Genomic DNA, 13934 nt, shown 5'->3' with positions numbered 1-13934 from the left:
CGCCGCCGGCGGCATTCTCTGCTGGTCCACCAACACCTGCATGGGCTGACCCAGGACACACGTTGACGGTGGTGGCGGGTTCACCATGAATCCGCCACCGCTCCTTTTCCCACAAGAAAGAGCGAACGATGAAAAACCAAGTTTCGACCCTACTGGCCGCCGTCGCGGTGGCAGCGGGCCTGATGATGACCGGCCATGGCAGCGCGCAGGCCGCCACCGACAAAGGTGAGCGCTGCCAACGCTTTTGGATAGATTCGGATGAGGCTTACCTCTGCAAGTCCTGGACCGACCACGGTCGTGGCGACGGGTACTACGACGGCGAATACTGGGTGAAGCCGGGTTCGAATCGCGGATACGTTTACCCCGCCGTCAAGATCGACGGCGTCAACAGTTACTTCACGGTGGAAAACAGGCACGAATACGAGCAAAAGCGACTCATTCAGCTCGCCATGTGCAATCTTCGGACCTGCACCACATTTATCTGACCGTCAGCTTTTCCCGCAGTTTCACCGCTTCGGCGGAGTCCAGCCTGCCGCAGAGCGACAATGCGCGTTCCCGTTCACCGCGCGCCGATACCGGGTCGCCCAACTCGTCGGATAAAACGGCCATGTCGGACAGGGTTTCCACTTGGGACTGAGGCAGTCCGGCACGTTCGAACAGCGCGTGCGCCTCGGCCAGCCTGTCGTGCGCCTTCGCGAGCTCTCCGCGCTGGCGCAGAAACCCGCCGATCGCCTGCAACGTGCGAGCCTTGCCCATGGTCACGCCGTGGCGACCGAACAGCTCCAGTGCTTCGTCACAGCGACCGAGCGCCTCGTCGAATGCCTTGAGAGCGGCCAGATTCTGCGCCGAGTGCAGCAGCAGGTTCGCGAAATTGATGTCGTCCGGCGGGTTGCGCCTGCCCCCGTTCAGCTGCCTGAAGTACCGGACACAGACATCGAACTCGGCGGCGGCGTCTTCGAATCCACCGTTCTCGTACGCGTGCTCCGCGCGCATGAATTTCACCAGGTGGACGCCGAGCGGATAGTCCGCCTTCTCGAACAGCCGCACCGCTTCGGCGACCGGCTCCAGAAAAGCGTCCGGGCCATCGGCATCGCGACGCGCCACCGCGAGGTAGGTCAGCGCCCAGCCTTGAACGCGCAGATCGCCCGCCGCCTGCGCGGCCGCGCAGGCCTGCTCCGCCAGCTCGACGGCAGCGCACGACCGGTCACCCTGCCAGGCGCTGCGCATCCGGCTCAGGTAATTGCGGTGCAATGCTTCGTCGAGCTTGCTGCCGACCGCGATCGCCGAGCGCACCGCGAGTTCGAGCAGCTCGCCGATGTCCACCGTGCCGCCGAGCTCCGCGTACCAGTGCATGGCCCTGGCCAGGTCGAGAACCTCTTGGTGCGCGCCGGATTCGGCACGCTTCTCCGCCGCGGCCAGCCAGTTCGGTGACTCCTCCGCGAGCCATCGCCCGGCGCCGGCGTGGTCGGCGAACCACGGCGTCGCCCGAGGCTGCGGGGTGTACTCGTCCGTCGGCTGGAAGTAGGCGGCCGCGGCGGCCGCCGTCCTGACCAGCCACCTGACAAGGCGACTTTCCGCCACCGCCATGGTTTCGGGAGCCTCGTCCTGGCTCAGCCGTTCCGTCGCGAACACCCTGAGCAGGTCGTGGAACTGGTATCGGCCGTTCTGCGTGCACGTCTGCAGCAAACTGGCGTCGGCGAGTTCTTCCAGCAGGATCGCCGCGTCGTCCTCGTCCGGCGCGTCGATCAGCGCCATCACCGCGCCCGCCGAGAATTCAGCGGACGGCACCAGGGAAAGCCTGCGAAAGACCATGCCGGCGTTCGGGCTGAGCTGGCGATACGACAGCTCGAACACGCTGCGGACGTCGAGATCGCCTGCGGTGAGCGCCGTCAGACGCCTGCCTTGGTCGCGGAGCAGGCCGACGAGATGGGTCAGCGGCCACATGGGCCTGCTCGCGAGCCGGTTACCCGCGATACGCAGCGCCAGCGGCAGCCGCCCGCACAGCTCGACGAGTTCGCTCGCGGCTTCGCGTTCGCCCGCGACGCGTTCCTCGCCGACGATGGCCGCCAGCAGGGCGAGCGCGTCTTCGTGGCCGAGCACGTCGAGGCTGAGCCGTTGCGCCCCTTCGATTCCCACCAGCATCTGACGGCTCGTCACCAAGGTGAGGCAGCGCGGCCCGCCGACCAGCAGCGGCCGCACCTGCGCCTCGTCGGCCGCGTCGTCGAGCACGATGAAGACCGCCCTGTCCTCCAGCAGCAGCCTGCCCATGCTCACCCGGTTTTCCAGGTCCGACGGGATGCGCTGGGTATCGACACCCAGTGACCGCAGCATCTGGTGCAGCACGTCCGCCGGGTCGTGCGCCTCGGGCGCCAGCCCGCGCAGTTTCAAGAACAGCTGGCCGTCGGGAAACCGGTCGGCGAAGTCGTGCGCCGCCCGCACCGCGAGACTCGTCTTGCCGGTGCCAGGAGGCCCGCTCAGCACCGCGAAACGCCCCGACCGCCGGGGGTTCTTCGGTTCGACGGCGAGTGCGCGCAGCATGCCGAGATCGCACTTCCGGCCGGTGAGATCGTCGATGTCGGCAGGCAACGTGCCGAACGCGGAGAATTCCAGCGGCGCGGCGACGGTCATCGGCGCCCGAGCCCGCTTCGCGGACTTTTGCAGCGAGGTGAGTTCGTCCTCGGCCAGCGCCAGCGGCGGAGCCAGCAGTTCGATCGTCCCGCGCTGCGGAGACTTGACGGTCCCCCGCTCCATGTCGCTGATCGCCCGCACGCTGATGCCTGCCTGCTCGGCAAGCTCTTGTTGCGTCACACCGGCACGAACGCGGTACCCCTTGAGAAGCTCCCCGAAGGTCGCAGAAGCCCCGTCCGAGATCGCGTCCGCCATGGCCGCATTATCCACGACTTGATCTCGTCGGCACGCCGACGCCGCCGAGTCACCCGATCGTGTACTAGCGCGAGGCGGTCAGCGCCCCGAACTCGTGGACAGCAGGTCCGCGAGATGCTCCGCGATCGCGACCACGGTCGGGGTCCGCCACAGCAAAGTGACCGGAAGCTTGCACTCGAACCGTTTTTCCAGCCGCCGTTGCACCATGGCGGTCAGGATGGAGTCCAGGCCCTGCTCCGTCAGCGGCCGGGAGACGGTGAGATCAGCGGGTTCGAGCCGCATCTCCTTCGCGATCTGCGCCCGGACTTCCTCGGTGAGCTTTTCCAGCAACACCAACGGATCGAGTACGGAAGGCTGCTCCTCGTGGGCTTCCGGCTCGTCCGGCTCCGCGCCGAGAATCGGCAGGCTGCAGTCGAGTACGCCGCTCCGCAAGACCAAGCAAGAGGCGAGGCCTCGTCGATCGGCGGCGTCCCATGCCGAAACCGCGTCGGCGGGACTGATTTCCTTGCCTGGCACCAGTCCCACGTTCAGCGTGTGCTCGCCTCGGCCCGAGCGATGCGCCGCGAGCGCGTCCGCCAAGGCGGAGTCGGGTGATCCCGGCAGCCCGAGTGCCTGCTCCCCCGAGCTGAAGAAGACGAGGAAGTCCAACGATCCCAAGGGAAACAGCTCGTGCACCGACCACAGTGGCAGTGCGTCGGGCAGGCAGACGACACCGCGGATGGCAGGCAGGCCGAGCCGATCAGGGTCCGCGAGCGCGGTGGCGTCGGAGACGGCGACCACCACGCGCACGGTGATGCCACGAGCCTCCAACGCCAGCACGCCGGCGACCTGGTCGTCAACGCTGGTTTCCCATTCGCCACGCGACGGGAACGGTTCCGGCACGGTGAACAGGATCCGCCTCGCGCCGAGTCCGGCCAACCGCTCGGCCGCCGCCAGGCCGAGCGGGGTCGGCCCGCCCGCGACCAGATACGTGCTACCGGGACGGCACCGCGTGGACGGCTGACCGGGCGGCCCCGACAGCCCGGTCAGCCTGGCCGCGAGGGGACGGCCGTCGCGCACGGCGACCCGGCCTTCCCCGGAATCCGAGCCGATGAGGTCGAGCACGAGTTCCGCGGTAGCCGGCTCGGCGCGACCGTCCACCTCGATCACCCCGGCCGAGATCGTCCTGGCGAACCCGGCGACCGCCGCACCGGCCGGTGACCTGCCGGTGCCGTTCGTGAGGCACCACAGCCTGGCCGAATCGCCCGCGGCCAAACCGCTGAGCGACTCGAGCTGCGCCTCGGCGGCCTTCCAGGTCACCGCTTCCGGAAGCACCAGCAGGATGTCGGAGCCGTCGAAGTCCGCGAGCTGGGTGGCATCGGTGAGCAGCCGGGCGTCGCGCCCCCGCGTTCGCGCCAGCGCGACCACCTGGTCCGCCACCGTGTCCCACGCGCCGACGACGATCAGCGGCCGGTCCGAACTCGGGGCCGCCACGAGCGTCACGGGCCGCCAGGCGAGTTCGTGCACCTGCGGCCGATCGTCGGCGACGGCGCCGATGACCGCGTACCGCAGGCCGTCGACCCTGGCCAGCACCGTGCCGTCGGGCCCGGTGGCCTTGACGTCCACGACGTCCGGGCGGCCGGCGCGCACGGCGATGTCGATCACCGCGGACGCGGGCGGCTCGCCCAGCACCGCGAGCTCGTCCGCGGCCACGACCATCCGCAGCACCGGGTCACCCGGGTAGGTGACCGGCGCGAGCGTCATCACGGCGTCCAGCAGCGGCGCCCAAGTGGTCGAACCCGCCGGGAAGACGACCTTGCCACGCAGCTCGCCGTGGCCGCGGCGCAGGTCGACGACCGTCCAGTCGAACCCGGTCGACGGCACGCCGACCGCGCTGAGCCGGTCGTGCACCAGCGAGGTGACGACACTGTCCAGCTCGGCGGACACGACGGGCCCGCCGGTCAAGTCCCTCGGCGGCGCCGCGACGGACGCCTCGGCATGCGTCACCCACTCCGCTTCGGCACCGCGTGAGGCCAGCCGGACCGAGTCACCGTCGCGGATCACCTGGACGTGCCTGCGTTCGGCGGTCATCAGCGGGCTGGTCATGGTGATCCCGCGCAGTGCGAGAGAGCCAACGGCCTCGAAGAACGAGGTGACGAACACCGCGGCGGGCACGATCTCCACCCCGTTGATGCTGTGGCTTCCCGGATAGGGACGGCTGTTGTCGTCGAGCGTGCTCTGCCACACCCGGAGCGGGCTGCCCGCGATGGTGCTCTCGCCGCCGAGCAGAGTCCGACTGGCGGGGTCGTGCCGGGGCGCCGGGTCACCGCCGAGCTTCGGCCGCCACCACAAGGACCGGTGGCGCCACGGGTTCGCCGGGATGTCGACCAGCGTGCCCGCCGGGTACAGACCGGCCCAGTCGATCTCGACACCATGGCAATAGAGCGCGCCCAGCGCGGAAAGCAGCCGCTGCCGCTCGGACTCCTCGCGCCGCAACGTGCCATCGACGAACACGTCCGCGAGCCCGAGTTCGGACAGCGTTTCGCTGATCGAATGGGTCACCACCGGGTGCGGCGAGACCTCCAGGAAGAGCCGGTGCCCGTCGCCCGCAGCCGCGGTCACCGCGTCGGCCAAGCGCACCGGGTTCCGCAGGTTGGCCGCCCAATACGCGGCGTCGCAGCCTGGTACGCCGGGCAAAGTGGTGCTGTACATCGGAATTTGCGGCTGTTTGGGACGCAAGCAGGACACTGCGTTCGACAGCTCGGCCGCCAATGGGTCCATCCGCGGGCTGTGGAACGCCACATCGGACGCCACCCGGCGGACCGTGATCCCCTCCGCTCGCCACTGTTCCGCCACGGCGTCGAGCACAGCGGGTTCACCGGAGACCACAGTGGACACTGGTGAGGACTGGATGGCCGCGACCAGCCCAGCCCTGTCGGCGAGCCGCTTCTCGACCTCGGCGAAGGGCAGACCGACCATGGCCATCGCGCCCAGTCCGGCTTCCCGAGCCAGCAGTTTCGACCGGCGGCAGCTCAGCCGGGCGCCCTCGGCCAGGTCGAGCACGCCCGCGGTCACCGCGGCGGCGATCTCGCCCACCGAATGCCCGATCACCGCGGCCGGGACGACACCTCGCGCGCGCAGCACCCCGGCCAGCCCGACCTGCATCGCGAAGATCATCGCCTGGATCAGCACCACGTCGTCGAGATCGCCGTCCAGCAGCACCTGCCGTGGTGTGCGGCCCAGCTCCTCGGTGAACACCGGCACCAGCTCGTCGAGCACGGCGGCGAACGCGGGCTCGGTGGCCAGCAGCCCCCGGCCCATCCCGATCCACTGCGAACCATGTCCCGAGAACACCAGCACCAGCCCGCCATCGACCGGTGTCGCCACGGCGTCCTCGTCCTCGTCTTCGGCGAAGGCGCGCAGCTTCTCGCTCAGCTCGGCCGCGTCCGAAGCCACGATCGCCGCGCGGTACCCGAGATGGGATCGCCGGACGGCCAAGCTGTGCCCCAGCGAGTCGAGCGAGATCTCCCCGGTCCGGGTCAGCCAGTCGGCGAGTTCGCGGGCCCGGCGGCGCAACGCCTCCTCGGACGCGGCGGACACGGTGAACAGCCGATCGCGCGGCGGCCCGTCCGGCCGCGCCGGCGGCCGCGCAGGCGCCTGTTCGAGCACGATGTGCCCGATGGTGCCGCCGTAGCCGAACCCGGACACGCTCGCCCGGCGCGGCCGCCCGTCCGCGGGCCACGCCACGTGCTCCGTCGCGATCCGAAGACCGTTGTCCTGCCAGGGAATCGCCGGGTTCGGCTCGGAGACCAGCAGACTCGCGGGTATCTCCGCGTGCCAGAGCGCGAGCACGGCCTTGATCACGCTGACCACACCCGCGGCGCCTTCCAGATGCCCGATGTTGGTCTTCACCGAGCCGATGTAGCACCCGTCGTCGGCACGGTCCGCGCCGTACACGGCGCTCAACGCGGCCGCCTCCAACGGATCCCCCACCAGCGTCCCGGTCCCGTGCGCCTCGACGAACCCGACGGTCCGCGGGTCGACACCGGCGTGTCGGCAGGCGCTTTCCATCACCTGCCGCTGCGCGTCACCGTTCGGCGCCATGATCCCGTTGGTGTGCCCGTCCTGGCTCACCGCGCTGCCCCGGACGACCGCCAGCACCCGATCCCCGTCCCGCTGAGCGTCCGCCAGCAGCTTGAGCACGAGCACGCCACAGCCTTCGCCGCGCCCGTAGCCGTCGGCGGTCGCGTCGAACGCCTTCGAACGCCCGTCGGCGGCAAGCGCGCCCGCGAGGTTCAGCGTGACGGTCTCCCCCGGCGAGATGAGCAGATTCACCCCGGCCACGAGCGCCAGCCCGGTTTCCGCCGAGCGCAGACTCTGGCACGCCAGATGCAGCGCCACCAGCGACGCCGAGCACGCGGTGTCGACGGCAAGACTGGGTCCGCGCAGATCGAGCACGTGCGAGATGCGGTTGGCCACCCCGCACCGGGCCGCCCCGATCCCGCTCCAAGCATCCATGTGTGCCACGTCTTCGAGCAGCTGACGGCGATAGTCGTCGGTGCAGGAGCCGACGAACACACCGGTTTCGCTGCCCGCCAGCGAACGCGGCGGAACACCGGCGTGTTCCAGCGCTTCCCAGGCGACCTCGAGCAGTATCCGCTGCTGCGGATCCATCAGCTCGGCCTCACGCGGCGACAACCCGAAGAAGTCCGCGTCGAATCCATCCATGTCACGCAGAAAACTGCCCCGCCGCACGGTGTCCCGCAATACCGAAGCCGCCTCGGCACCCAATTCCGCATAGGGTTCCCAGCGGTCATCAGGAATATCCGATGTGGTGTTCACACCCCGGCGCAGCAAATCCCAGAAAGCGTCAGGAGTAGTGGTGTCTCCCGGCAACCGGCACCCGATCCCGACCACGGCGACCGGCTCCGGCTTGCTGTCTACCCGCACGCTCATCCTTTCGTACCAACGCTCACCGGAGCGGCGGTTCGGCACGCGGGCCATTCAGCCTTAAGCGAATCCTTTTACCCGCAGAGAATGCGAAAACGCATTATCGACAACCAGGATAGTCGATTTTCACTGGCCCGATCCTGCAACTTCCTGCCGCTTTCAACGGCCACGCCGCAGCAAGCTGCCTCAAGTTTTCGAGTGTTGAACTGAAGCGAGGGGACCCCTCGGTGCGTATTTCGCACCCAAGGGTCCCCTCGCTCCACCTCCGCGGGAGGCGCCGTCAGCGGGAAAGCGCGGCGATCAGCTGCCCGGGGTCCGGGTTCTGCGAAGTGCATTGCAAGACAACGGAAGTCGCGCCGGCGGCGGCCAGCTCGTCGATCAGTTCGCGGGCGCGATCACCGAGCGCGGGAACGTTCGGTTCGATCTCGGCGAACACGACGACCTGCGGCGCCGGTCGGCCGGCGCCCGCGCGGCCTCGGCCACCCGGGTGGCCTCCGCCGCGACGTACTCCGGGGTGACGACCAGCGCGTCCAGGAGCACACCATCACCCACCTCGCCGGCCAGCGCGACGGTCTTCGGCCCCCGCGCGCCGATGATCAGGGGCGGCACCTGTCGCGGCGGCCAGTCCAGCGCGACCGTGTCGAGCCGCACGTATCGCCCGGCCGTGCTGACGGTCTCGCCGTGCAGCAGGCGCCGGACGGCGTCGGCGTGCTCGCGCAGCAATGTCATCGGCGACGCGGCGCGGGCGCCGACCTGTGCCATCCACTCCAGCACCCCGTGACCGACGGCCGGGACGAACCGGCCGGGGAACAGCCGCGCGAGCGTGGCGATCTCCATCGCGGTGACGGCCGGGTTGCGCAGCGGCACCGGCATCAGGCCGATCCCGACGGTCAGCCTTTCGCTCCACGCCAGCGCGGCCGCGCACGAGGTCAGCCCACCTTCGCGAAAGCAGTCCTCCCACAGCCACAGCTCGTCGACACCGGCCTCGTCGGCGGCGCGCACGGTCTGACGCAGGTCCTCCGGCGGTGAATCCGGCCGGAACACCACACCCACACGAACATCATCCATACCCGGCACGCTAGTCCGCCGGTTTCGTTCCCGCGACGCACCGAGCCAGCCCCGGGACCCGCACCTCGCCGTCCTTTCCGAACGCGCGCACACCGGCGACGACTCGCGCCCGTCCCGTTTCATCCACCCGCTGAAGCGCGGCAACCGCCAGTGAGACGACGTGAACGCCCCGTTCACAACTTTCAACGTCGCGAACGAGGCGTTCACGTCATCCCACCTGGCGCAGCGGCCACATCTGACCTGGTTGGACGACACGGCGCCGGGAGGCTTCTCACATCGCTTCACCTGCGCCGACCCGATAGGTTGGGATCGATCTTGCCGTCCAGTCGCCTAGGCGACGCACTGAAGGTTGACCAGAGAATGATCCCCACAGTCCTCGCCGCCGCCGCGGTCGCCATGGTCCGTTCGCTCGCGGCCTTGCGGTTGCAACGCTGGAATCTCGGGGCGCCCGCGATGATGGTGCTCGGGGGAATCCTCATTGGACTGTTGGTGCAGGACTCGGTCGCCGCCGCGCTGAACACCGATGTGGCGCAGCATGTCGCCGAGATCATCCTGGCGTTCCTGTTGTTCGTCGACGCCACCGAAATCCGGGGCGGCAGGCTGTGGGGTAACTCGCCCGGGGTGGCCGGGCGGGTGCTGTTGCTGGCGATGCCGGTGAGCATCGGGCTGGCGATGCTGCTGGGTGCGGTGCTGTTCCCTGATCTTTCGTGGACGATGCTGCTGATCGTCGCGTGTGTGGTGATGCCGATCGACTTCGCGCCGAGTGAGGGGGTCGTGCGGGATCGGCGGCTGTCGGCTCGGGTGCGCAGTGTGCTGAACGTCGAAGGCGGGTACAACGACGGGATCGTCACGCCGGTGTTCGTGTTCGCTCTGCTGCTGGCCGGTAGCGGTGAGGGTGAGGCCAAGACGCCGCTGGGCGCGCTGGGGACGGCGTTCTCGCAGGCGGCGATCGCGATCGGGGTGGGGCTCGCGCTCGGGAGCCTCGTGGCGTGGCTGATGCACCGGACCGACCGGGCCGGGTGGACGTCGGCGCAGACCCGGCGGATCGTCGTCGCGCTGACGCCGCTGGTGGCGTACTCGACCGCCGTGCAGCTGGGCGGGAACGGGTTCGTGACGTCGTTCGTGTGCGGGATCGCGTTCCGGTACGTGCACCGGCTGCTGATCGCGCGGGCGATCCACCGCGCGCCGTCCGGGCAGCGTGGGCACGCGCTGACCGCGCTCACCAAGGACTTCGGGTTGCTGGAAGACCTCACCGCGCTGATGACCATGACCATGTGGTTCGTGGTCGGACTGGCCGCTGTGGTGATGTTCATCGTCGGGATCAGCTGGCAGGCGGTCGTGTTCTGTGTCGCCGCGCTGACCGTCATCCGGTTCGTTCCGGTGCTCGCGTCACTGCTCGGCTGCTCGCTCCCGCGCCGGGACCGGGTGCTGATCGGGTTGCTCGGGCCGCGCGGGACGACGACCATCGTCTTCGGCCTGATCGCCTACAACGGGCTGCCGGACGGGGTTCCCGCGGACACGGTCCTGCTGAGCACCGTGCTGGTCGTGATCGGCAGCGTCGTGCTGCACGGCGCGGGCTCGGAGCCCGTCATCCGCAAGCTCGGGACGGTCAAGTAGCCGAGAGCATCGGCACGAGGTAGCGCCTGGCCAGCTCCCGCACCTGCGCGTCGTCGTCGAGGTCGATCACCTGGCTCGGGGTGACCAGGAACGACGACGACAGGCGGACCATGAGCTCGGCGACGACTTCGACGTCGACGGCGGCCGACACCGTGCCCGCCCGCTGCTCGAGACGGAGCCTGCTCGCGACGAAGCGCTGGACGGCGGCCAGTGTCTGGCCGCCGTCGCTGATCATGGACGGCACGAGCACGTCGGGTTCGAGGTCCATCAGGCCGCCGATCAGCGGGTTGCCCCTGATGGCGCGCAGCGAGGTCGCGAAGCCGAGAACCACCCGGTCGGCCACCGTGCGCGCCTGCCGGATTTCGAGCAGGAACTCGTTGAAGTAGCGGCGGAACTCGCGGCGGACCACGTGCTCGACCAACGCGTCCTTGGTGGGGAAGCGGCGGTAGACGGTGATGCGTGAGACGCCGGCGCGGCGGGCGACGTCCTCCATCGTCGAGCGGCGGATGCCGATGCGGCAGAACTGGTCGTAGGCGCCGTCGAGGATGCGGGTGGTGGTCTCGTCGGTGCCGGGATCCTCCGTGAGCGCTTCGGCGAAAGCGCGCTCCAGCACCGAGTCGGAGCCGGGGGTGGTGTCTCGGCCCATTGTGTGCTCTCCTTGATGATACGCGATTACGCAACTTGTATCACCGTATCAGCTCGACGAGGAGTTGAGGGCGTGGACGAACTCAGCAGACGCAAAATGTTGATGATCACCGGCGGGGCGCTGGGCGCGATGGGCATGGCGGCACCCGCTCAAGCGCACTCCCACTGGACCTGGCCTGCCAGCGGCTCGGTGGCGGGCGCCGGTGCGGGCGCCGACCCGAGGTGGGTGTGGGACGAGGAAGCCGATCCGCTGCTCGCGTCGATCCTCGATCGCGGCGACGTGCCGAGGGTGAACGCCCTGCTGCGCACGTGGACCCGCAATGACCAGCCACTTCCGGCCGGCCTGCCGGAGGATCTGCGCGCGTTCATGGAGCAGGCGCGGCGGCTGCCCTCGTGGGCCGACCGGGCGAAACTCGACCGGGTCGGCGACTTCATCAAGGCCAAGGGGACCTACCTCATCCTCGTGTACGGGCTCGGCGGCGGGATGATGAGCACCGCCATCCCGGCCGAGGCCCGCGCGGTCTATCACTCCAAGGGCGGCGCGGACATGAAGGACCGCATCGCCAAGACCACCAAGTTCGGGGTCGACGCCCACGCGCTCAACGCCTACAAGCCCGACGGCGACGCCATCGTGAGCTCGGTGAAGACGCGGCTGGTGCACGCCGCCGTGCGGCATCTGCTGCCGAAATCCCCGCACTGGCCGCACAGCGGCGGGCAGATCCCGATCAGCCAGAACGACATGCTGGTCACCTGGCACACCTTGCCGACCTTGGTCATGCGCAAGCTCACCGACTGGCGGGTCCGCGTCTCCCCCGCCGAATCCGCGGCCTATCTGCATCTGTGGCAGGTCAACGCGCACATGCTCGGCATCCGGGACGAGTACGTGCCCGCCACCTGGGACGCCGCCTACGCCCAGTCCGCGCAGGTGCTCGATCCCGTGCTGGCGCCGACCCCCGAGGGCGTCTCGCTCGCCGACACCCTGCTCGACATGGCCAGCCAGGCGACCGGGCCCGGACAGCCGGTCACCCGCGCGCTGCTCAACTCGCTCACGCGCTACCTGCTCGGCGACCGCGTGTCCGACTGGATCGAGGTGCCCCGCGAGCCGGTCTGGGATCCGTTGGTGCGCAACGGATTGCCGCTGTGGGTGCGGGTACGCGAAGGGGTGCTCACCTGGCCGCTGGCGCCGCCGATCTCGTGGACGCTCGACGAGCTGATCCGCAAGCTCATGCTGTTCTACCTGGGCGAGGCGAAGCCGATCAGCATCGAGATCCCGGACACCAACCGGCCCGGCTGAAAATCACCTGGCCGATTGGCGGCTTGCCCGGCGGGCCATCGCTGCGGATAGTGGGACGGGGGCTTGGCCGAAGGAGACCTCGGATGGTCGATCGTGATGTTCATCGTGACTGACCCGGCCGAGTCCCCGAACCACACCGGGTCGCCGCACCCGTCGGCCACCGACGACGTGCTGGCCGCCTTGCTGGACCGGGCGGCTCAGCATCAGGCGGCCATGGTGCTGATGGAACGCTACGACCTGCCGGACCCGGCAACGGCGACGCACGCCATGGCCACCGCCGCGCGCAGGCACGGACGTGCCGTCGGCGCGGTCGCGCGTGCGTTGCTCATCGCGCCCGAACCTCGGCGCGCCGCCCGATCCTGGTTTCCCAGCAGGGTCTGGACGAGCGCGCCGCCGGTCGGTTTCCTCGCAGGCTCGGCCGCCACCCGGCCGCAGGACGTGCTCGACGCGGCGGTGGACGCCGCGACCGGCTACGCGCAGACCGCGCAGGGTGACATCCAGACCGTCACACCGGTGCGGGGCGGGCTCGATCTCAGGCAGGCACGTGGTTTCTCGCCCGCGTTCGTCCGGCAGTTCGCCCACGTCGACGGGGACGAAACCGCCTGCGCGATCGCCTTGAACACGCGGCGATCGGTCACCGTCCCCGACGTCACCAGATGCGACATCTTCGATCGTCCGGCGCTGGAGACACTCGCGCGCGCGGAGATTCGCGCGGTGCACAGTGTCCCCATCCTGGCCGGCGGCGGTGCCGGTGTCGTCTCGGTCCACTACCCGCGGCCAGGTGCCACGCCGAGCCACGCCACCCGCGTCGCGTTGTCCGGCATCGCGGCGCAAACGGGCGCCTGGCTCCAGTGGTACGGCCGCACGGCGATGCTCGACGCGCTCGAAGACCTGCACCAGCACGCCTGCCGGTTTCCCGCGATGTAGTGGCGGTGTAGAGATCGCCGCCAAGCTCTCCCTCGTTGGACGAAAACAGAGGGAGATCCCATGCGTATCAAGAAGCTTTGCCAGGTGGCCGCGGTGACGACGGTGCTGCTGATCGGCGGTGGGACCGTCGCGGGCGCCACCACCGACACCGACCTCCGCTCGGAGATCACGGCGGCCGACATCGCCGACCCGAGCGCCGTCATCGTCGACTCGCCCGAGGAGCTGGCCGCGGCGCGGACCGCCACGCAGGCCATCGCGTGGTACTCCTCGCGTAACGGCAGCACCGCGTACGAGCACTACTGCGAGCGGGCCGCGCGCCTGTCGTGGAACCGCACCACGCACCACGAGTCCGCGAAGGAGCACTGGACCTCGTCCGACGGCGCCCGGCACACCACCGGCACGCCGCCGAAGGGCGCGTTCGTGTTCTGGGCGATCTCGGCGAACTACCACGTCGGCATCGCCGATGGCAGCGGCGGCGTCTGGGCGACCAGCGTCAACAACCGGATCGGCCACGCGAAGCAGAGCTACTTCGGCAGCTACAAGGGCTGGAAGCCCGGCAACAGCAACTGAT

Annotated in this window: 9 protein-coding genes; 5 read left to right on the top strand and 4 right to left on the bottom strand. The window is 69.5% G+C overall.

All coding sequences use genetic code 11. The features are described from left to right. Nucleotides 1-128 precede the first annotated feature (128 nt). A complete protein-coding gene (locus AB5J62_RS12820) occupies nt 129-485 on the top strand; it encodes a hypothetical protein (protein ID WP_370948432.1) in 357 nt (118 codons plus the stop codon). Here AB5J62_RS12820 and AB5J62_RS12815 read toward each other — a convergent pair. The 3 genes from AB5J62_RS12815 to AB5J62_RS12805 all read right to left on the bottom strand — a co-directional run bounded on the left by AB5J62_RS12815 (nt 478) and on the right by AB5J62_RS12805 (nt 8880). Next, nucleotides 478-2883, bottom strand: a complete 2406-nt coding sequence (locus tag AB5J62_RS12815; RefSeq protein WP_370948431.1) for an NB-ARC domain-containing protein — start codon at nt 2881-2883, stop codon at nt 478-480. The genes AB5J62_RS12820 and AB5J62_RS12815 overlap by 8 nt on opposite strands. Before the next feature lie 78 nt (nt 2884-2961). Beyond that, on the bottom strand, nt 2962-7818 hold the full coding sequence (locus AB5J62_RS12810; RefSeq protein WP_370948430.1) for a beta-ketoacyl synthase N-terminal-like domain-containing protein: 4857 nt from the start codon (nt 7816-7818) through the stop codon (nt 2962-2964). A gap of 372 nt (nt 7819-8190) precedes the next feature. Next, the gene (locus AB5J62_RS12805; protein ID WP_370948429.1) at nt 8191-8880 is read right to left on the bottom strand and encodes an LLM class flavin-dependent oxidoreductase; all 690 of its coding nucleotides are present in this window, start codon (nt 8878-8880) and stop codon (nt 8191-8193) included. 360 nt (nt 8881-9240) lie between these two features. Between AB5J62_RS12805 and AB5J62_RS12800 the strand changes: the two genes are divergently transcribed. Beyond that, entirely contained in the window at nt 9241-10497 is a 1257-nt protein-coding gene (locus AB5J62_RS12800; protein WP_370948428.1) for a cation:proton antiporter, read from the top strand. Here AB5J62_RS12800 and AB5J62_RS12795 read toward each other — a convergent pair. Beyond that, complete coding sequence (locus tag AB5J62_RS12795) at nt 10490-11143, bottom strand: TetR/AcrR family transcriptional regulator (RefSeq protein ID WP_370948427.1); 654 nt, start codon at nt 11141-11143, stop codon at nt 10490-10492. The genes AB5J62_RS12800 and AB5J62_RS12795 overlap by 8 nt on opposite strands. A 72-nt stretch (nt 11144-11215) precedes the next feature. Between AB5J62_RS12795 and AB5J62_RS12790 the strand changes: the two genes are divergently transcribed. From AB5J62_RS12790 to AB5J62_RS12780, 3 genes are all read left to right on the top strand, one after another. After that, nucleotides 11216-12436: an oxygenase MpaB family protein gene (locus tag AB5J62_RS12790; protein ID WP_370948426.1), complete on the top strand. Its 1221-nt coding sequence runs from the start codon at nt 11216-11218 to the stop codon at nt 12434-12436. Between the two features lie 96 nt (nt 12437-12532). Continuing rightward, nucleotides 12533-13363, top strand: coding sequence for a GAF domain-containing protein (locus AB5J62_RS12785; protein WP_370948425.1), 831 nt, complete (start codon nt 12533-12535; stop codon nt 13361-13363). A gap of 60 nt (nt 13364-13423) precedes the next feature. Further along, complete coding sequence (locus tag AB5J62_RS12780; RefSeq protein WP_370948424.1) at nt 13424-13933, top strand: hypothetical protein; 510 nt, start codon at nt 13424-13426, stop codon at nt 13931-13933. The last annotated feature ends 1 nt before the right edge of the window (nt 13934 follow it).

The sequence above is a fragment of the Amycolatopsis sp. cg5 genome (assembly GCF_041346955.1).
Taxonomy (GTDB): domain Bacteria; phylum Actinomycetota; class Actinomycetes; order Mycobacteriales; family Pseudonocardiaceae; genus Amycolatopsis.
The sequence above is the reverse complement of the archived record's forward strand: the minus strand, read 5'-3'. Positions and strand labels throughout refer to the sequence as shown.

What these genes read in the sequence shown, in the direction of transcription:
- AB5J62_RS12820 (WP_370948432.1), top strand. Translation starts at nt 129, where the DNA reads ATGAAAAACCAAGTTTCGACCCTACTGGCCGCCGTCGCGGTGGCAGCG.
- AB5J62_RS12815 (WP_370948431.1), bottom strand. Translation starts at nt 2,883, where the DNA reads ATGGCGGACGCGATCTCGGACGGGGCTTCTGCGACCTTCGGGGAGCTT.
- AB5J62_RS12810 (WP_370948430.1), bottom strand. Translation starts at nt 7,818, where the DNA reads ATGAGCGTGCGGGTAGACAGCAAGCCGGAGCCGGTCGCCGTGGTCGGG.
- AB5J62_RS12805 (WP_370948429.1), bottom strand. Translation starts at nt 8,880, where the DNA reads ATGGATGATGTTCGTGTGGGTGTGGTGTTCCGGCCGGATTCACCGCCG.
- AB5J62_RS12800 (WP_370948428.1), top strand. Translation starts at nt 9,241, where the DNA reads ATGATCCCCACAGTCCTCGCCGCCGCCGCGGTCGCCATGGTCCGTTCG.
- AB5J62_RS12795 (WP_370948427.1), bottom strand. Translation starts at nt 11,143, where the DNA reads ATGGGCCGAGACACCACCCCCGGCTCCGACTCGGTGCTGGAGCGCGCT.
- AB5J62_RS12785 (WP_370948425.1), top strand. Translation starts at nt 12,533, where the DNA reads ATGTTCATCGTGACTGACCCGGCCGAGTCCCCGAACCACACCGGGTCG.
- AB5J62_RS12780 (WP_370948424.1), top strand. Translation starts at nt 13,424, where the DNA reads ATGCGTATCAAGAAGCTTTGCCAGGTGGCCGCGGTGACGACGGTGCTG.